The sequence below is a fragment of the Cupriavidus sp. DB3 genome (genome assembly GCF_020418465.1).
In the GTDB taxonomy this organism is placed as follows: Bacteria; Pseudomonadota; Gammaproteobacteria; order Burkholderiales; family Burkholderiaceae; genus Cupriavidus; species Cupriavidus cauae.
Map to the genome: position 1 here is coordinate 499,061 of NZ_JAIZPL010000004.1, position 17,958 is coordinate 517,018.

16 protein-coding genes and 1 riboswitch are annotated in these 17,958 nt (G+C 70.2%); of the genes, 12 read left to right on the forward strand and 4 right to left on the reverse strand.

Annotation, left to right across the window (positions count from 1 at the left end):
* Positions 1–10 precede the first annotated feature (10 nt).
* A complete protein-coding gene (locus K7G19_RS15740) occupies positions 11–223 on the forward strand; it encodes an acetyl-CoA carboxylase biotin carboxyl carrier protein subunit (RefSeq protein ID WP_006580124.1) in 213 nt (70 codons plus the stop codon).
* 28 nt (positions 224–251) lie between these two features.
* On the forward strand, positions 252–692 hold the full coding sequence (locus K7G19_RS15745; protein WP_370639562.1) for a PaaI family thioesterase: 441 nt from the start codon (positions 252–254) through the stop codon (positions 690–692).
* A 114-nt stretch (positions 693–806) separates the two neighbouring features.
* Here K7G19_RS15745 and thiD read toward each other — a convergent pair whose 3' ends face one another.
* Complete coding sequence (gene thiD / locus K7G19_RS15750; RefSeq protein WP_226108057.1) at positions 807–1,646, reverse strand: bifunctional hydroxymethylpyrimidine kinase/phosphomethylpyrimidine kinase; 840 nt, start codon at positions 1,644–1,646, stop codon at positions 807–809.
* 119 nt (positions 1,647–1,765) lie between these two features.
* Positions 1,766–1,860: riboswitch (S-adenosyl-L-homocysteine riboswitch) on the forward strand.
* A gap of 121 nt (positions 1,861–1,981) precedes the next feature.
* Here thiD and ahcY point away from each other — a divergent pair.
* The 4 genes from ahcY to K7G19_RS15770 all read left to right on the forward strand — a co-directional run bounded on the left by ahcY (position 1,982) and on the right by K7G19_RS15770 (position 5,625).
* Positions 1,982–3,400, forward strand: a complete 1,419-nt coding sequence (gene ahcY / locus K7G19_RS15755) for an adenosylhomocysteinase (protein WP_149317229.1) — start codon at positions 1,982–1,984, stop codon at positions 3,398–3,400.
* Between the two features lie 162 nt (positions 3,401–3,562).
* On the forward strand, positions 3,563–3,916 hold the full coding sequence (locus tag K7G19_RS15760; RefSeq protein WP_150082763.1) for a phage holin family protein: 354 nt from the start codon (positions 3,563–3,565) through the stop codon (positions 3,914–3,916).
* A gap of 49 nt (positions 3,917–3,965) precedes the next feature.
* Positions 3,966–4,796, forward strand: a complete 831-nt coding sequence (gene metF / locus K7G19_RS15765; protein ID WP_149317227.1) for a methylenetetrahydrofolate reductase [NAD(P)H] — start codon at positions 3,966–3,968, stop codon at positions 4,794–4,796.
* A gap of 58 nt (positions 4,797–4,854) precedes the next feature.
* Positions 4,855–5,625 carry a Mut7-C ubiquitin/RNAse domain-containing protein gene (locus tag K7G19_RS15770; protein WP_226108059.1) on the forward strand — a complete coding sequence of 257 codons (771 nt, stop codon included), beginning with the start codon at positions 4,855–4,857 and terminating at the stop codon, positions 5,623–5,625.
* 112 nt (positions 5,626–5,737) lie between these two features.
* Here K7G19_RS15770 and K7G19_RS15775 read toward each other — a convergent pair whose 3' ends face one another.
* Positions 5,738–6,370 carry a 5-formyltetrahydrofolate cyclo-ligase gene (locus tag K7G19_RS15775; protein ID WP_226108061.1) on the reverse strand — a complete coding sequence of 211 codons (633 nt, stop codon included), beginning with the start codon at positions 6,368–6,370 and terminating at the stop codon, positions 5,738–5,740.
* Positions 6,371–6,519: 149 nt separating this feature from the next.
* On the opposite strand from K7G19_RS15775, the gene K7G19_RS15780 reads away from it, so the two are divergent.
* The 6 genes from K7G19_RS15780 (at position 6,520) to K7G19_RS15805 (ending at position 16,554) form a co-directional block, all read left to right on the forward strand.
* Positions 6,520–8,490, forward strand: a complete 1,971-nt coding sequence (locus K7G19_RS15780) for a lytic transglycosylase domain-containing protein (protein ID WP_149317224.1) — start codon at positions 6,520–6,522, stop codon at positions 8,488–8,490.
* A 138-nt stretch (positions 8,491–8,628) separates the two neighbouring features.
* Entirely contained in the window at positions 8,629–9,651 is a 1,023-nt protein-coding gene (locus tag K7G19_RS15785) for a complex I NDUFA9 subunit family protein (RefSeq protein WP_150082767.1), read from the forward strand.
* A gap of 186 nt (positions 9,652–9,837) precedes the next feature.
* Positions 9,838–10,527, forward strand: a complete 690-nt coding sequence (locus tag K7G19_RS15790) for a glutathione S-transferase family protein (protein WP_226108063.1) — start codon at positions 9,838–9,840, stop codon at positions 10,525–10,527.
* 25 nt (positions 10,528–10,552) lie between these two features.
* Entirely contained in the window at positions 10,553–11,797 is a 1,245-nt protein-coding gene (locus K7G19_RS15795) for a multifunctional CCA addition/repair protein (protein ID WP_226108065.1), read from the forward strand.
* A 283-nt stretch (positions 11,798–12,080) separates the two neighbouring features.
* A complete protein-coding gene (locus K7G19_RS15800) occupies positions 12,081–14,381 on the forward strand; it encodes a hypothetical protein (RefSeq protein ID WP_226108066.1) in 2,301 nt (766 codons plus the stop codon).
* Positions 14,382–14,427: 46 nt separating this feature from the next.
* Positions 14,428–16,554 (forward strand): hypothetical protein, encoded by a 2,127-nt coding sequence (locus K7G19_RS15805; RefSeq protein WP_226108067.1) that lies wholly within the window; start codon positions 14,428–14,430, stop codon positions 16,552–16,554.
* Here K7G19_RS15805 and K7G19_RS15810 read toward each other — a convergent pair.
* Both K7G19_RS15810 and K7G19_RS15815 read right to left on the reverse strand, forming a co-directional pair.
* Positions 16,549–16,743, reverse strand: a complete 195-nt coding sequence (locus K7G19_RS15810; RefSeq protein WP_053820940.1) for a DUF2905 domain-containing protein — start codon at positions 16,741–16,743, stop codon at positions 16,549–16,551. The genes K7G19_RS15805 and K7G19_RS15810 overlap by 6 nt on opposite strands.
* A 15-nt stretch (positions 16,744–16,758) precedes the next feature.
* The gene (locus K7G19_RS15815; RefSeq protein ID WP_226108068.1) at positions 16,759–17,955 is read right to left on the reverse strand and encodes a class I SAM-dependent methyltransferase; all 1,197 of its coding nucleotides are present in this window, start codon (positions 17,953–17,955) and stop codon (positions 16,759–16,761) included.
* Between the last annotated feature and the right edge of the window lie 3 nt (positions 17,956–17,958).

Sequence of the window (17,958 nt, forward strand, 5' to 3'; positions counted from 1 at the left end):
GGAGTTCCCCATGAAGCAAATCGAAGCGGCCGTCGCCGGCCATGTCTGCGCCGTCGACGTGCAAGTTGGCGCTACCATTGCGGCCGGCGATGCCGTGATGACCATCGAGTCGATGAAGATGGAAATCCCGCTCGAGTCCGAGCAGGCCGGCGTCGTCAAGGCCATCCTGGTGCAACCCGGCGATGCGGTCGCCGAGGGCCAGGTCGTGATCGAACTCGAGTAAGGAAGTGGTTTTGGAAAGCAGCGCGCAAATCGTCCCGCAAATCGTTCCCGTTTCGCCGGGCACGGCCGAAAAGCCCTATTTCGGCATCGACGTCCCGCTGATGCGGCATCTGGGCCTGCAGCCCGTCCATATCGAGGACGGGCTGTGCCGGACGCGGCTGCCGGCGCATCCGGCCCTGGTCAACAGCCGTGGCGACGTGCATGGCGGCACGCTGATGGCGGTGCTGGACTTCACGCTCAGCGGCGCGGCGCGCTCGCATGCGCCGCTGGAGACCGGCGTGATCACGATCGACATGTCGACCCACTTCCTGGCCGCCGCGCGCGGCGAGCTGACCTTCGAGGCCCGCTGCATGCGGCGCGGCGCACGGATCGCGTTCTGCGACGGCGAGGTCAAGGACGCGGCCGGCAACGTGGTGTGCGTGGCGCGGGCAGCGTTCAAGCTGGTGCCGCTGGCGGCCGGGGGGAACTGACGGGGCGATCAGCCGCGTCGGCTGTCGAGGCGCCCTTGCCCTCTTCCGCAAGCGGGGGAGGGCAAGGGGAAAGGGCCAGGGGAGAGCGCAATGCAGCGCCCGGCAATACTCTCATCACCCCAATACCCGCGGCGCGAAGCCGTGGTTCAGCGGGCCGTTGCCGGCCCCTAGCCGCAGGTCCGCGCCAGCCGCGATGGCTTCGGCGACGAAATCCAGCGCGGTGCCGACCGCCTGCTCCAGCGCGTCGCCGCGCGCCAGCTGCGAGGCGATCGCGGCGGCCAGCGTGCAGCCGGTGCCGTGCAGGTTGCGGGTAGCGATGCGCGGATGGCTGAACACGCGCACGCTGCCGTCGGCGCTCATCAGCAGGTCGTCCAGGCTGCCTTGCTCGCCCCCTTGCTCGCCGGTTTCCGCCAGATGCCCGCCCTTGAGCAGCACCGCCTGGCACCCCAGTTCGATCAGCTCCCGCGCGGCGCGCTCCATGTCGGCGCGGCGCGTGACCGGCCGGCCCAGCAGATAGGAGGCCTCGGGCAGGTTGGGCGTGACAAGCAGCGCGCGCGGGAACAGCAGCCGCACCATCGCCTGCGCGGTGGCGTCGTCCGACAGCGTGGCGCCCGAGGTGGCGACCATCACCGGATCGACCACCAGCTTGCGCAGGCCGTGGCGATCGACCGCCGCGGCGACCGCCTCGACGATCGCCGCCGTGCCCAGCATGCCGGTCTTGGCGGCGTCGATACCGATATCGGTGGCCACCGCGTCGATCTGCGCCGCCACCATCTCCGCCGGAATCGCATGCACGCCGGTCACGCCGAGCGTGTTCTGCGCCGTGATCGCGGTGATCGCGCTCATGCCGTAGCAGCCGAGCGCGGCGAAGGTCTTCAGGTCGGCCTGGATGCCGGCGCCGCCGCCGGAGTCGGAGCCGGCGATGGTCAGGGTACGCGGGGGAAAGGCGGTCATAGCGAGTCGAAAGGCGAGGTCCGGGAGGGCCGGCGGCGGGTTGCCGAGCGGGTCCGGACCGGCCGAAAAGAATTCGGAGAGCGGCACACCGTCGCCGCGCAGGGCAGGTACAATACCGCCACTCCGAGGAGCGTTGCAACGGACGGCGCGCGGGCCCAACCCCGCATTCTGCCATCCGCCAGGCTCGGAATGTCTTCAACGGCGCTCGCTGAACCGTGGTTCGCACGGTGGCGAGTCGACCTATCCGCACGCTGCACCCAGTCCCTGGGCCCGCAGCCGTCCCGGACCCGTCCCCTCTTTCGTCACCGGCGTCCCACTCTTCGACGGAGTGAAACATGAACGCTGTGACCGATCTGAAGAACGATTTCCTGGTGGCCGACATCGGCCTGGCCGGCTGGGGCCGCAAGGAAATCGCCATCGCCGAAACCGAAATGCCCGGCCTGATGGCCATCCGCGAGGAATTCGCCGCCAGCCAGCCGCTCAAGGGCGCCCGCATCGCCGGCTCCCTGCACATGACCATCCAGACCGCGGTGCTGATCGAGACGCTGAAGGCGCTCGGCGCCGACGTGCGCTGGGCCTCGTGCAACATTTATTCGACGCAGGACCACGCCGCCGCCGCGATCGCCGCCTCGGGCACGCCGGTGTTCGCCTTCAAGGGCGAATCGCTGAAGGAATACTGGGACTTCACCCACCGCATCTTCGACTGGGCCGACGGCGGCACGCCGAACATGATCCTGGACGATGGCGGCGATGCCACGCTGCTGCTGCACCTGGGCGCACGCGCCGAGCGCGATCCGTCGGTGATCGCCAAGCCGGGCAGCGAGGAAGAGACCTACCTGTTCGCCGCGATCAAGGAAAAGCTGGCGCAGGATCCGGGCTGGTACAGCCGCAACCTGGAAGCGATCCGCGGCGTCACCGAGGAAACCACCACCGGCGTGCACCGCCTGTACCAGATGGCCCAGAAGGGCGAGCTGCGCTTCCCGGCGATCAACGTCAACGACTCGGTCACCAAGAGCAAGTTCGACAACCTGTACGGCTGCCGCGAATCGCTGGTGGACGGCATCAAGCGCGCCACCGACGTGATGATCGCGGGCAAGGTCGCGGTGGTGTGCGGCTACGGCGACGTCGGCAAGGGCAGCGCCCAGGCGCTGCGCGCGCTGTCGGCGCAGGTGTGGGTCACCGAGGTCGACCCGATCTGCGCGCTGCAGGCCGCGATGGAAGGCTACCGCGTGGTGACGATGGAATACGCCGCCGACAAGGCCGACATCTTCGTGACCTGCACCGGCAACTACCATGTGATCACCCACGACCACATGGTCAAGATGAAGGACCAGGCGATCGTCTGCAATATCGGCCACTTCGACAACGAGATCGACATCGCCTCGCTGGAGAAGTACCAGTGGGACGAGATCAAGCCGCAGGTCGACCACGTCATCTTCCCCGACGGCAAGAAGCTGATCATCCTGGCCAAGGGCCGCCTGGTGAATCTGGGCTGCGCGACCGGCCACCCGTCGTACGTGATGAGCAGCTCGTTCGCCAACCAGACGCTGGCGCAGATCGAGCTGTGGCAGGAGCGCGATAGCGGCAAGTACCCGGTCGGCGTCTACACGCTGCCCAAGCACCTGGACGAGAAGGTCGCGCGCCTGCAGCTGAAGAAGCTGAACGCGCAGCTGACCGAGCTGACCGACCAGCAGGCCGCGTATATCGGCGTGCCGAAGGAAGGCCCGTACAAGGCGGATCACTACCGTTATTGACGTGGTTTTCTCCCTCTCCCGCACGCGGGAGAGGGTTGGGAAGCGGGCAGCGGCGCCAGGCATCGGCAAGACAGCGAACATGACGACCGCCGCCCGGGCCCCCTCCCCCGGCCCCTCTCCCGCCAGCGGGAGCGGGAGCAAACCAACCGACAAGGAGTTGCCATGAGATTGCTGGCGGTATGGATCATCAACGCCCTGACGCTGTTCGCGATCAGCGCGGTGGTCGACGGCATCGAAGTGCGGGGCTTCGGCTCGGCGATGATCGCGGCGGCGGTGCTGGCCATCATCAATACGCTGATCCGGCCGATCCTGGTGCTGCTGACGCTGCCGGTCACGCTGCTGACGCTGGGCCTGTTCATCTTCGTGATCAACGCGCTGCTGTTCCTGTTCGTCGGCAATCTGCTGTCGGGCTTCACCGTGTCGGGCTTCTGGACCGCGCTGCTCGGTTCGCTACTGTACAGCGTGATCTCGACCCTGCTGGCCGGCCTGCTGCTGCGCGATCGCGAAGTGGCCTGACGCCGGGCACTCCCCTTCCCAGCGCCGCCTCGGCGGCGGCGCCACCATCATGCAAGACCGCTACTACAGCTTCGAGTTTTTTCCGCCCAAGACGCCCGAGGGCCGGGAAAAGCTGCGCAATACCCGCGCACAGCTGGCCCCGCTGGGGCCCAAATACATCTCGGTGACCTTCGGCGCCGGCGGCACCACGCAGCAGGGCACGCTCGACGCCGTGCTGGAGATCCAGCGCGACGGCATCGACGCCGCGCCGCACCTGTCCTGTGTCGGCTCCACGCGCGAGGGCATCCGCGAGATCCTGCGCACATACCGCGACAACGGCATCCGCCATATCGTCGCGCTGCGCGGCGACATGCCGTCCGGCATGGGCGAGATCGGCGAATTCCGCTACGCCAACGAGCTGGTCGAGTTCATCCGCGCCGAGACCGGCGACTGGTTCCAGATCGAGGTGGCCGCCTATCCGGAGTACCACCCGCAGGCGCGCTCGCCGCGGCACGATCTCGAGAACTTCGTGCGCAAGGTCAAGGCCGGCGCCGATTCGGCGATCACCCAGTACTTCTTCAACGCCGACGCGTACTTCCGCTTCGTCGACGACGTGCGCGCGATGGGCGTGGACGTGCCGATCGTGCCCGGCATCATGCCGATCACCAACTACTCGCAGCTGATGCGCTTCTCCGAGATGTGCGGCGCCGAGGTGCCGCGCTGGGTCGCCAAGCGGCTGGAGAGCTTTGGCGACGATCGCGAGGCGATCCGCGCCTTCGGGCTCGACGTCGTCACCGCGCTGTGCGAGCGGCTGCTGGCTGGCGGGGTGCCGGGGCTGCATTTCTACACGCTGAACGCGGCGGGCGCCACCAAGGCGATCTGGCAGCGGCTGAAGCTGTAAGGCGCGGCGCCGCGACGGCGGCCATGCGGTGCAGGGCGCCGATGGCATACTGTGCCGCATGGTTACCGCCACGTTCCGCTTCTACGAGGAGCTGAACGATTTCCTTCCCCCGGCGATGCGCGGACGGGACTGGTCCTGTCCGTGCGCCCGCGCGGCCACGGTCAAGCACATGATCGAGGCGCTCGGGGTGCCGCACACCGAGGTCGAGCTGATCCTGGTCAATGGCCAGTCGTGCGGCTTCGACCGCGTGCTGGCCGACGGCGACCGGGTCTCGGTCTACCCGACCTTCGAGGCGCTCGACGTCACGCCGCTGCTGCGGGTACGGCCCGCGCCGCTGCGGGTCACCCGCTTCGTCGCCGACGCCCATCTGGGCGGGCTGGCCGCCTTGCTGCGGCTGACCGGCTACGACACCCTCTACGACAACCACTTCGACGACCGCGAGATCGAGGCCATCGCCGCGCGCGAGGGCCGCATCGTGCTGACGCGCGACCGCGAGCTGCTCAAGCGCGGCAGCATCACGCATGGCTGCTACGTGCGCGCGCTCAAGCCCCAGGCGCAGCTGCGCGAGATCTTCGCGCGGCTGGACCTGCGCCGGCAGGCGCGGCCGTTTTCGCTGTGCCTGAGCTGCAATGTGCCGCTGTGCGCCGCGTCGAGCGACGAGGTGGCCGGGCGCGTGCCGCCCGCCGTGCTGGAGCGGCACGAGCGCTTCTCGACCTGCGAGGCCTGCCGGCGGGTGTTCTGGGAAGGCTCGCACTGGCGCCGGATGCGGGCGCTGGTCGATTCGCTGATGCTGCCGGAGGGCACGGCGTCCGCGCCCGCGGATGGCTGACGAGGCCGACCGGCCATGCTGTCGTTGCCGCGAAAGCGGGAATCCAGCGTCTTCAAAGGCCACTGGCCCACCGCATTCGCGGGGACGACCCGAAGGTAGGCAGGCGGGGACCCTAGAAGCGCCCGGCCTCGGTCACCATCCAGTCCATCGGGATGTCATGCGCGGCCGGCGCCAGCGCGATCCGGCAGCCTTCGTAGCCGATGCCGATCGCGACCGGCCTGGCCGGCAGCGCGGCCAGCGTGCGGTCGTAGAAGCCGCCGCCGTAGCCCAGGCGGAACTTCTCAGGGCTGAAACCGACACAGGGAATCAGCAGCGCGTCGGGCGTCACCGCCGGCGTGCCGTCGGGCACCGGGATGCCGTAGCGGCCTTCGCGCATCGGCGTGTCGGGCGTCCAGCGATGGAAGTCCAGCGGCACGCCCGGGCGGCTGACCGCCGGCAGCGCGGCGTCGCGCCCCGGGGCGCCCGCCAGCCAGCGCGCCACCAGGGCGCGCGCGTCGAACTCCTGCTGGATCGGCCAGTAGAACCCCAGGCAACGCACCGGCAGCCAGTCGAGCAGCGCGGCCAGCTCGGCCTCGATGCGCGCGTCCAGCTGCTCGCGCTGCGGCAGGCTGGCGCGACGCTGCAGCAGCGCGGCGCGCAGCGCCCGGCGCTCCGCGGCGGGATCGGCCGCCGGATCGCCGGACGGCGACGACGGTGGCGGGGACGTTGGCGAGGGATCGAGCGGACCGGTCGGTGCGTTGGCCATGAGCGGAAGAAATACGGGCCGAAGCGGGGCGTTAGTCCAGCGTCGGCCGGTGAGAAGTGCGTGTGATAATGTCCGCGGACTATTGGTTTTCAAGCGGTTCGGCAGCCACATGGAGGGCCGGCCGGGCCGCCACAACAAGGAAAGACAGGATGCGCAAGGGAGTATATCGGCAGCGTGCGGGACAGTTCGCATTGACGGCGATCGCCACCGCATTGAGCTGGACGCTGCTGGCAACGCCGGCCGCCGCGCAGAAGCGCACGGTATCGTCGAACGGGCAGGGCGCCGCATCGGCGATGATCCCGAGCAATCCGGACGACGCCTTCCGCGCGCTGCGCGAGGCCGCCCGCAAGAACGACGTGGCGCGCGCCTATGCGATCTCGGCCACGCTGGTCGACTACCCGGTGCCGTCGTACGTCGAATACTTCCGCATCAAGCCGCAGCTGTTCGACGCCAGCGGCCTGGCGCGCATCGACGCGCCGGACGACGAGGTGCGCGCGTTCCTGCAGCGCTACCAGGGCGAGGCGATCGCCGACCGCATGCGCAACGACTGGCTGCTGGTGCTCGGCAAGCGGCGCGACTGGGCCAACTTCGACGCGCAGTATCCGCAGTTCGTGCTGAAGGACGATACCCAGGTCGAGTGCTATGCGCTGCTGTCGCGCGCGCTCAAGGGGCAGAACGTCGCCGTCGAGGCGCGCGCGCTGCTGACCGAGCCGAAGAACTATGGCGAGGGCTGCGTCGACCTGATCGGCTATCTGTACCAGAGCCGCCAGATCACCCGCGCGGACGTCGCCTTCCAGGCCCGCACGGCGCTGGAGCAGAACTACACCACGCTGGCCGGGCGCATCGCCGCCACCGTGCCGGACGGCGCCGTCGACGGCGATACGCTGGCCACGGTGGTCAAGATGGCGCGCAACGATCCGGCCCAGGCCGCCGCCTACCTGACCGCCAGCTCCGGCAGCCTGTCGCGCGACGAGCAGGGCGCGGGCTGGGGCGTGGTCGGCCAGTTCGCCGCCAAGAAGCTGCTGCCCGACGCGGCCGGCTACTTCCGCCGCCAGGTCGAGCTGGGCGGCAACCAGTGGCTGTCGACCGAGACGCAGGAATGGCGCGTGCGCGCGGCGCTGCGCCAGGGTGACTGGAAGCTGGTGCGCCTGGCGATCGAATCGATGCGCCCCGAATTGCGCACCAAGGATCCGGCCTGGACCTACTGGCTGGGCCGGTCGCTGGCCGAAGCGGGCCGCAACGACGAGGCCCGCCAGCAGTACCAGGCCATCGCCAGCGGCTTCCATTTCTACGGCCAGCTGGCCAGCGAGGAGCTGGGCCAGCGCATCACGCTGCCGCCGCGTACCCAGGTCAGCGATGCCGAGGCCATGGCGATGCGCACGCGCCCCGGCTTCCAGCGCGCCAAGGCGTTCTACGACATGGACCTGCGCTTCGAGGGCAACCGCGAGTGGAACTGGGAACTGCGCGGCATGAGCGACCGCGAGCTGCTGGCCGCGGCCGAGTACGCGCGCCGCATCTCGCTGCTGGACCGCACCGTCAACACCGCCGACCGCACGCAGGCGCAGCACGACTTCTCGCTGCGCTTCCTGATGCCGTTCCGCGACATCATGCAGCGCGCCACCGACGAGGCCGGCCTGGACATGGCCTGGGCCTACGGCATCATCCGGCAGGAGTCGCGCTTCATCATGAACGCGCGCTCGTCCGCCGGCGCGCACGGCCTGATGCAGGTGATGCCCGCCACCGCCAAGTACGTCGCCCGCAAGATCGGCATGACGGACTTCACGCCGTCGATGATGAGCGATCCGAACGTCAACATCCTGCTCGGCACCAGCTACATGAGCATGGTGCTGACCGACCTGGACAGCTCGCAGACGCTGGCCTCGGCGGCCTACAACGCCGGCCCGGGCCGGCCCAAGAGCTGGCGCACCAGCCTGTCGCGGCCGGTCGAGGGCGCGATCTTCGCCGAGACCATTCCGTTCACGGAGACGCGAACCTACGTCAAGAATGTGCTCTCCAACGCCACGTACTATGCTGCATTGATGCACGGACATCCGCAGTCGCTGAAGGCGCGGCTGGGCACCGTGGTGCCGTCGCAGGTGACCACCACCAGCCTGCCCTGATGGTGCGCTGAAGGCGCGCTCGCGCGATGTCCGCCGCTGTGTCCGGCCTGAACCGAAAGCAGGTCGAACGCAGCGCGAACGCTGGGTCGAAACCCGCCGCGGCAGCCGTGCCGCGGCCACCGTGCCACGGAGGACATCATGCTGACGAGCAATGTACTGGTGATCGGCGGTTCCGGCTTTATCGGCAGTCATCTGGTCGCGCGCCTGTCGGGCGTGGCCAACCACAGCAACGCGCCGCTCGAGCACGCGACGGTGGTGATCCCGCCGATGGACCCCGAGCGGATCGTGGTGGCAACCCGCAACGAGGACAATGCGCGCGATCTGCTGGCCCTGCCGCGGGTAGAGATCGTGGTGCTCGATGTCACCGACGAGGCGGCGCTCGACAGCGCGATCGGTTCGCTGGGCATCGAGGGCATCGTCGTCAATCTGGTCGGCGTGCTGCACGGCGGGCGCGGCGATCCTTACGGGCCCGGATTTGCTGCGGCCCATGTCGAGCTGCCGCGCCGGCTGATCGACTCGATGCGGCGCACCGGCGTTCGCCGGCTGCTGCATATGAGCGCGCTCGGCGCCGACAGCGCTGGCCCGTCGATGTATCTGCGCAGCAAGGGCGACGGCGAGCGCGCGGTGCGCGAGAGCGGGCTCGACTGGACGGTCTTCCGCCCCTCGGTGGTGTTCGGCCCCGACGACCATTTCCTCAATCTGTTCGCCAGCATGCAGCGGCTCGCGCCGGTGGTGCCGCTGGCCTGCGCGCAGGCGCGCTTCCAGCCGGTCTACGTGCAGGACGTCGCGCAGGCGATGGTCAATGCGATGGCGACCCCGGCCACCATTGGCCGCTGCTACGAGCTGGGCGGCCCGCAGGTCTATACGCTGGAGGAACTGGTGCGCTTCGCTGGCGAGGCGTCGGGCCATCCGCGGCCGGTGCTGGCGCTGCCCGATGCGCTGGCGCGCCTGCAGGCGGCCGTGCTGGAACACATGCCGGGCGGCCCGGTGATGTCGCGCGACAACCTCGATTCGATGCGTCTGGACAATGTGCTGAGCGGCCCCATGGCGCCGGAGCTGGGCGTACATCCGACCAGCCTGGAGGCGGTGATGACCGAGGCGCTGTCGGGCGGCCGGGAGACCCGGCTGGAGGCGCTGCGCTCGAGCGTGCATCGGCGGTGAGGAACACGTTGGCGCGCCGCCTATGTGACCCGGATTGACACCGCTTGCGAGTCCAATTCGTTTGGTCCGGTCCGGAGCCGCTGGCTACAATGTTCGGCCTGAAGCGCAGAGTGGCGCGCCGAGCCGTCTCCCCGGCATGCCATCCACCGTGCGCGCCTCGCTCTCTCCCTCTCGAAGGACTCGCAAATGAAGCTCGTCATCGGCAACAAGAACTATTCCTCCTGGTCGTTGCGTCCCTGGCTGCTGATGTCGCATGCCGGCATTCCGTTCGAGGAAGTGCCGGTGCGCCTGTTTACGCCGGGCTTCGCCGAGGAGATCGGCCGCTATGCGCCGGCCAACAAGGTGCCGGCGCTGATCGACGGCGATATCGTGGTGTGGGACTCGCTGGCGGTGGTCGAATACCTGGCCGAGCGCTTCCCCGACAGGCAGCTGTGGCCGCAGGAGCCGGCCGCGCGCGCGTTCGCGCGTTCGATCTGCGCCGAGATGCATGCGGGCTTCGGCAATCTGCGCAGCCAGATGCCGATGAACCTGAGCGCGATGCTGCCCGGCATGGGCTGGAACGTCGCGGTGCAGCGCGATATCGACCGCATCGTGCAGCTGTGGCAGCAGGCGCGCGAGCGCTTCGGCCAGGCCGGCCCCTTCCTGTTCGGCGCGTTCTCGATTGCCGATGCCTACTATGCGCCGGTGGTGTGCCGCTTCGCGACCTACGGCGTCCATCTGCCGGAACCGGCCAAGGCCTACGCGGACCTGGTGCTGGAACTGCCGGCGCTGCAGCGCTGGATCGCCGCCGCCCGTGAGGAGCGCGATTTCCTCGCGCCGGACGAGCCGTATCGCGTCGCGCCGGATCGCGACGACGCGGTCGTGGTCCATCACTGAAGGACCGGACCGGGGAAGGAGCTTCATGCAGATCTACGCCGTCGGCGGCGCCATCCGCGACCAGCTGCTGGGCACGCCCAGCCAGGACCGCGACTACGTGGTCGTCGGCGCGACCCCGGCGCAGATGGAGGCGGCCGGCTTCAAGCCGGTCGGCAAGGACTTCCCGGTCTTCCTGCATCCGCGCACGCGCGAGGAATACGCGCTGGCGCGCACCGAACGCAAGACCGCCGCCGGCTACAAGGGCTTTGCCTTCTATTGCTCGCCCGACGTCACGCTGGAGGACGACCTGATCCGGCGCGACCTGACCATCAATGCGATGGCCCAGGAGGTCGACGAGCACGGCGAACTGGTCGGCCCGGTGATCGATCCGCACGGCGGCCAGCGCGATCTGGCTGCCCGGGTGTTCCGCCACGTGTCGCCCGCCTTTGCCGAGGACCCGGTGCGCATCCTGCGGCTGGCGCGCTTCGCGGCGCGCCTGCCCGAGTTCACCGTCGCGCCGGAGACGCTGGCGCTGATGCGGTCGATGGTGGACAGCGGCGAGGTCGATGCGCTGGTCGCCGAGCGGGTCTGGCAGGAACTGGCGCGCGGGCTGATGGAGGCGCGCCCGTCGCGGATGTTCGAGGTCCTGCGCGAGTGCGGCGCGCTGGCGCGGCTGATGCCGGAACTGGACCGGCTGTGGGGCGTGCCGCAGCGCGCCGAGTATCACCCCGAGGTCGATACCGGCGTCCACGTGATGATGGTCATCGATACCGCCGCCGCGATGCAGGCGCCGCTGACCGTGCGCTTCGCCGCGCTGGTCCATGACCTGGGCAAGGGCACCACGCCCGCCGACGTGCTGCCGCGCCATATCGGCCACGAGCAGCGCAGCGTGGCGCTGCTCGAAGGAGTCTGCAAGCGGCTGCGCGTGCCGACCGATTGCCGCGACCTCGCCGTGCTGGTCGCGCGCGAGCACGGCAATATCCATCGATCCGGCGAATTCGGCGCCGCGGCGGTGACGCGGCTGCTGGAGCGCTGCGACGCGCTGCGCAAGCCCGAGCGCTTCGCCGAGGCCCTGCAGGCCTGCGAGGCCGACGCGCGCGGCCGGCTCGGCTTCGAACAGCGCGACTATCCGCAACCGGCGCGCCTGCTGGCCGCTCGCGAGGCCGCCGCCGGCGTCGATGCCGGCGCCATCGCGCGCGAATGCGCGGGGCAGGTCGAGCTGATCCGCGAGCGCGTGCACCAGGCACGCGTCGCCGCGGTGGCAGGCGTGCTGGGGCAAGCCGGGGCCTGACGCGCTGCCGGCCGGGGCCTGACGCGCGGCCCACACAAAGCCACAGGCGGCCCTGCAGGCGCGGCCGTGGCAGCAAGCTGCCGCTGCAAATCGAAAGAGAGCGTCCGGCGAGGCCAACACAATGGCGCCTCGCTCGAATGCGGGGTCCCTTGGCCCGCCGTCTGGCATTCGAGCCGATCGTCGCCGACGCCTGCCCTCCCAGTGCATCGTCCCTTCATCATGGCGGACCCCCACCGGGCACGGCAGCCACGCGTCGGCGTTGTCCTCTCCGAGGTCATACGCCATGCCAGATCCCATCGCTCCGTATATCCCCGCCTGTCCGATTCCTTCGGCATCGAACGAATCCGGCGCCCAGGCAACCGCCGATGTCCATGCCGATGCCAATGTCGGTCTCCCTGCCAACTCCCATGCCAGCGCCAATGCCGGTGTCGGTGCCAACGCCGATGCCAACGCCGATGCCGGGCCCGATGCGCAGACCAACACCGGCTGGCATCGCCTGCCCGCGGAACTCGTCGCCCATGTCGGCAGCTTCCTGCCATGGCAGGCGCTCGAGGCGCTGCGCCTGACCCACAAGCGCACGCATCAGGCGCTGGCATCGTGCACCGTGACGGCCCGCGTCGGCTGGCGCATCGCCTGCGTGTCGAGCCTGTCGACGCTCAGGTACACCGTGCGAGCGCTGCGCGACCCGCTGCTGTCCGATGCCAACCGGGCGAACGCGCTGTGTGCGCTGGCCGAACGCCTGCCGAGGCTGGATGGCGGCATGGTCGCGGCCGCACGCGATGTCCTGCTCGAAGGCATTGCGCGGCTGCCTGCCCCGCTGCGGGCACGGCCCGTGGTCGGCGTCATGCACGGCCTGGCTCGTTGCGAGGAACTGGTTTGCCATCCACGCGGCGCCTTGCCGCTGTTGCTGGCGGTGGAGCACCTGCCGCCCGCGCAGCGCGCCGAGCCGCTGATCGCATGCCTGCGTATCGCCTCGCTGACGCAGGACGCGATGCCGGATGTCGACGAGTGGATCGATGAGGCGCTGCAGCTGCCCATGCCCGACCGCGGTGCCGTGCTGGCGCAGATACTGCGGCGTTTTCCGTTCGTCCGCGCAACGCGCGCCGACGAGCGCGTGCAGCAGTTCCTGCAGGCCCGTGCTCGACTGCAGACGCCCGACGGCGAGCCCTCATGGAGCGAGCAGGCTGCCGTGCTGGCCGGCCTCGCGGATACGCTCGACGTTCAGTGGGAAGCGGGTTATGTCCGGGACGAGCCGGCAGCGCATCGACTGTGGTGCGATCTGCTGGAGGCCGCGCGGGCCTTGCCCCCCGGTCCCGCGCTCGACGTGATGGTCGCCCTTGCCGGACCCGGGTCGCAGCGGCTCAGCGACAGCGCCGCGCAGCGCTGGCCCCTGCTGTGGAACGCGGGCCAGCGTTTCGCCGCCGATCCGGCGCGGTGGACGCGCTGGCTCGGCGCACTGGCCGCCCATCACGGATGGGCGGAGCCACCGGATGCCTGGGACCGCCTGTTCGACGCGGCAGCAACGCTGCCGCCGGACGGGCAAGGCCCGGTGCTCGCCATGCTGGCGCGCGGCGTCGCGGTGCCGGTCGAGGCGGCCGACCGCGAGGCCCGCTGGCACGCGCTCCACGAGCGGATCGTCGCGGTACCGGCGGCGTCGCGGGCCGGGCCGCTGGCGGAACTGGCCGATGCCTTGCTGACCGACGAGGCGGACATGGAGGACCCTCGCTGGCAGCGCCTGCTCGACGCGCTGCGCCCGCTGCCGGCGGCGTCGCAGGTCAAGGTATTGCTCGCATGCATCGAAATCGGCAACGTGGAGCGGTTCTGGGCGCCGTGCCACCGGATCATCATGACGCGCCTGCCGATGGAAGAGCGGGCCGGGGTACTGACCCAACTGGCCGACTGGATTGCCCAACTCGCGCCGCATGCGCAGCGGGCCCCGGCGTGGTGGGACATCGCCCGATCGGTGCCGGCCCTGCCGCCCGCGCAGCGGCATGCGCCGTGGCAGATGTTGTTGCGGCGTGTGCATCGGGTGTTCGAGTTCGACCCGGAAGGGCATCGACGCGCGTGGGACACGCTCGCCGAATTGCTGGCCGGACAGCCGCCCGTTGCCCGCCAGCAATGCCTGCTCGGTGCGACCTGGAATGCCGACGCCGGACGGTGCGAATGGGTCCTGATGCAGGTACGCGATCTGCCCGCCGCGCTGCAGGGCGAGGTGCTGGCCCGGCTGGCGCGTTGCGCCGGCGCGCAGGGCCCCATGGCCTGGCATGCCAGCGAACGCGTGACGGCATGGATGGAACTGGTGCGCGCGGTACGGGAATTGCCGACGCACTATCGCGGAGCGCCGCTGCCATCGCTGGCGCGCTTGCTGGGCGAGCTGCCCCACGGCATCCGCCTGGCGGCCCGCTCGCACTTCGTCGCGCTGCTGCGCGGCGTGGCGCCCGACGACATACCGGCCGGGTTCCACCCTCTCGCTCCCTTTGCGGAATCCGCGCTGGTGCGCCGTGTATTGAAGCGGCCGCGGTATCCGGTAGCGATGCGGGCCATCGCGCCGAAGCGCGAGCGGATCGACGAGACCTGGCCCTGAGCCGTTTCACGGAGGCACCATGCTTCGGCAAATCGATGCTGGCTTCATGACGCACCAGGCGTTCGCGCCGACCGCGGCTCCTGGGCAAACCGGGCCGACGGGGCAACGCGAGCCGGGCGGACCGGGCAGGCAGACGCGCGCCACATGGCACGAACTGACAACCGATCTGTTGCGGCATGTCGCCGGCCATCTGGACCATCGCCCCCTTTGCGGGATGGCGCAGACCGACCGGCGCACGCGGGTAGCACTCGCGTCCATGATCCAGTCGGCAAGGATCGACTGGTGCATCGGCCGCGTGTCCAATCTGTCGACCTTGCAGGCTGCGCTGCGGGAAATCGATCAAGGCGTCATTGCGCCGAACCTCCGCGCCGGCCATATGGCCGCACTGGCCGAACGCCTGGCGTCGATGCACCCGTTCGTGGGCGCGAGGGCGTGCGGTCCGATGATCGAGGCGGTCGCGACGCTGCCGGCCGACCTGCGCCAGCGCCCGCTGTGCGCATTGCTGTCGTGCTGCGGCAAGTTGGCGCACCTGGCCACGCGCCAACGCATCGTCGACCACGTGGAGATGACGCGGCACCTGCGCTCGCTGCAGGGATCGCTGTTGCAGCTGGTGTGCGGACTGCCGCCGCCGCAGCAGTCCACGGCGCTGCTGGCCCTTTGCACCGAATTTCCCCGCTTGACGCAGGAGGCGGCCGCCGCGTTGCCGGCATGCCTGCAGCGCGCCATGGCGGTGCCGGGCGCGCAGGTTGCGCCGTTGATCACGGCGATGTGTTGGGCGGTACGTTCGCTCGGCAGGGCCCCGGTCGAGCTGCTGGCCACCGTGCAATCGGCCTACCCGGCATTGGCGCAGCAGGAAGGCGCGGCCGCCATGGCACAGCGCACTGCCGTGCTGTGTGCGCTGGCGGACGCAGCGGGGCCGGCGTGGCTGCATGCCGACGACATCGACCTGTCGGCCCAGCTGCGGCAGTGGGTATGGGAGGCGCTGCGGGATCTGCCTGGCGAGAGCCGGCTTCAGGTGCTGAGCCGGGTCGCCGCGTGGAGCCATGCCGGATCGTCGCGCGAGCAGGTGCTGGAATGCAGCAACCGCCTGTGGACCGAGGGGCAGCACGCGTGTACCGATGCGGCGGCGCGGGCCCATTGGCTCGCGATCGTCTGCAAGGCGGCGCCCGGCGTCTGTGTGGCGCCGCGTCTGTGGGGCGACCTGTGGGCGGAGGCGGGCAGGCTGGCACCGCCGAGATGCGCGGTCCTGATCGCGTCGCATGCTTCCTCGCTCGGTCTGCTGCCCCATGAGGCCAGGCGCGACGCCTGGTCCGGGCTGTTCGGGCATGCCGTCGACGCGCTGCCGATCGACCATCGCGCGGGGCCGCTGCAGGCCCTGGCCGCCGCGCTGGCGGAATTGAGCGGACCCTATCCCGATGCGCGCTGGAACGCGATGACCGACGCCGCCGCACGGTTGCCGCCGGCAGGACGCGCGCCGCTGCTGTACGCGTTCTGCGCCGCCTTTCCGGACCAGTGCGAGCGCCACTGGGAGGGCTATCTGGACCTGTTGGCGCAGTTGCCGCCCGCTGCCTTGAACCGCGAGCTGCAACGGGCCTGCGATCAGTTGCGTCGGCTATCGCCGGGGATGGCGGCGCGCGCGGTGCCGCGCCTGGCCGCCTTGCTGCCACGCCTTTCCGCCGATCACCGCGAGCAACCCTGGCTGGCGCTTTGGCGGCTGACCGGGGTGATCCTCGGCCCGGCGGAGCGGGCACCGGCATGGGCGGCCTTGCTGCGGACGATTGCCCCGCAGCCGCCGGCCCTTGAGCAGCGGCGGCTGGTGGCAGCCGCGGCGATCGACCACGCCGATGCTTGGCTGCTGTTGCTCGAGCGCGCCGCCGGCCTGCCGGCCGCTCGGCGCGCCAGCGTGCTGTCGGAACTGGCGCGTGGCTCCGTGGCGGGGCGCCCGCGAGAGACGTGGCCGGGAATATGGCAGGCGCTGGTGGAGGCGGTGCGGCGCTTGCCGCCGGCGTATCGCGGTTCGCCGCTGCACGCGCTCAGGGAATTGCAGATCGCGTTGTCGGAAGCGGATGGCGGGCCGTGGCCCGAGGGGCTGAGGGCGCTGACGGCGCTGACTACGCTGTACGACGGGGTGCCGCCGATGGACCTGCCGCCGGCACCCGGCGCACCGTCATAGCAGCCGGCCGACCAGCAGCGCGATCAGCGACAGCAGCACGGTCGACGCGAACGGCAGCACCCATTCGCGGCCGAACAGCCGGAAACGCACGTCGCCCGGCAGGCGGCCCAGTCCGATCTTTTGCAGCCACGGCAGCGCGGACGACAGGATGATCACGGAGAGGAAGATGGTCAGTGTCCAGCGCAGCATGGGGGCGTTCCGTGGCTACAGGGTGTGGCTGCGGTCGCCCGCGGCAAAGCCGATCGGCACGCTGTCGCCCAGGCCGCGCGTCAGCGCGATGGCCTTGAACAACTCGCCCATTTCGGCTTCGGACAGCAGCTTCTGCACCGCGTTGGCGGCCGGCAGGAAGCTGCGGGCATCGTTGGGGTCCAGCGACATCAGCAGTTCGGTGATGCCGGCATTCATCAGCAGGCGCGCCTGCGAGGCGAAGCCCGCAACCTCCAGGCCCGCGTCCACCGCCGCCTGCGCGATGCCGCTGAAGTTGACGTGGGCCGTGATGTCCTGCAGCCCCGGATAGAGGAACGGATCGGGGTGGGCGTGATGGCGGTAATGGCACATCAGCGTGCCGCCGGTGCGCTGCGGATGGTAGTACTCGCTGGCCGGAAAGCCGTAGTCGATCAGCAGCGCCGCGCCGCGCGACAGCATTGCGCCGAGCGAGCGGACGAAGCCCTCGGCCTCGGCATGGGTCTCGGTGACGATGTCGTGGTCGCCCGGAATCGCGGCGACGGCGGCGGGCACGTCGGCCGCGCCAAGCGGCCGGTCGGCGAAGCGGAAGCGCGCATCGTTGCCATGCTCGCCGACATCGCTGCGCGCGACCCCGCGCTCATGCCAGACACCGCCAACCCGCGCGTAGAGCCGTACCGGCATCGCGTCGAGGACCTCGTTGCCGATCGCCACGCCCGCGAAGCGCGCGGGCAGGGCGTCGAGCCACTGCACCCGGGCGGCCAGATGCGGGGCGCGCGCGGCCAGCGTGGCCTGCTGGCGGGCGCGCAGCTCGCCGGACAGTTCGACGATCCAGTAGCGCGAGGGCAGCCGGCCCTCGGTTTCGAGCGCCAGCAGCAGATCCGCCGCCAGCCGGCCCGTGCCGGCGCCGAATTCCATCACCTCGTCCAGGCCCTGCTCGAGCCATTGCGCCAGCTGGCGCGCCAGCGTACGGGCGAAGAACGGCGTCAGTTCGGGGGCGGTGATGAAGTCGCTGCCGTCGCGCACGTCGCGGCCGAACTTGGCCGCGCCGCCGCTGTAGTACCCGAGCCCGGGCGTGTAGAGCGCCATCGCCATGTAGCGGTCGAAGCCGAGCCAGCCTTGCGCGGCGTCGATCGCCTCGCCGATGCGCGCGGCCAATGCCGTGGAGGCATCGAGCGCGTCCGCGGAGGGAAGGGGTAAACTACCGGTTTTCTGCATCCC

Bases quoted from the DNA above. Each gene is read 5' to 3' on its own strand.
- thiD (WP_226108057.1), bottom strand. From the start codon at position 1,646: ATGACCGCCTTTCCCCCGCGTACCCTGACCATCGCCGGCTCCGACTCC.
- K7G19_RS15770 (WP_226108059.1), top strand. From the start codon at position 4,855: ATGGTTACCGCCACGTTCCGCTTCTACGAGGAGCTGAACGATTTCCTT.
- K7G19_RS15805 (WP_226108067.1), top strand. From the start codon at position 14,428: ATGACGCACCAGGCGTTCGCGCCGACCGCGGCTCCTGGGCAAACCGGG.
- K7G19_RS15775 (WP_226108061.1), bottom strand. From the start codon at position 6,370: ATGGCCAACGCACCGACCGGTCCGCTCGATCCCTCGCCAACGTCCCCG.
- K7G19_RS15785 (WP_150082767.1), top strand. From the start codon at position 8,629: ATGCTGACGAGCAATGTACTGGTGATCGGCGGTTCCGGCTTTATCGGC.
- K7G19_RS15760 (WP_150082763.1), top strand. From the start codon at position 3,563: ATGAGATTGCTGGCGGTATGGATCATCAACGCCCTGACGCTGTTCGCG.
- ahcY (WP_149317229.1), top strand. From the start codon at position 1,982: ATGAACGCTGTGACCGATCTGAAGAACGATTTCCTGGTGGCCGACATC.
- K7G19_RS15810 (WP_053820940.1), bottom strand. From the start codon at position 16,743: ATGCTGCGCTGGACACTGACCATCTTCCTCTCCGTGATCATCCTGTCG.
- K7G19_RS15800 (WP_226108066.1), top strand. From the start codon at position 12,081: ATGCCAGATCCCATCGCTCCGTATATCCCCGCCTGTCCGATTCCTTCG.
- K7G19_RS15795 (WP_226108065.1), top strand. From the start codon at position 10,553: ATGCAGATCTACGCCGTCGGCGGCGCCATCCGCGACCAGCTGCTGGGC.
- K7G19_RS15780 (WP_149317224.1), top strand. From the start codon at position 6,520: ATGCGCAAGGGAGTATATCGGCAGCGTGCGGGACAGTTCGCATTGACG.
- K7G19_RS15815 (WP_226108068.1), bottom strand. From the start codon at position 17,955: ATGCAGAAAACCGGTAGTTTACCCCTTCCCTCCGCGGACGCGCTCGAT.
- K7G19_RS15790 (WP_226108063.1), top strand. From the start codon at position 9,838: ATGAAGCTCGTCATCGGCAACAAGAACTATTCCTCCTGGTCGTTGCGT.
- metF (WP_149317227.1), top strand. From the start codon at position 3,966: ATGCAAGACCGCTACTACAGCTTCGAGTTTTTTCCGCCCAAGACGCCC.
- K7G19_RS15740 (WP_006580124.1), top strand. From the start codon at position 11: ATGAAGCAAATCGAAGCGGCCGTCGCCGGCCATGTCTGCGCCGTCGAC.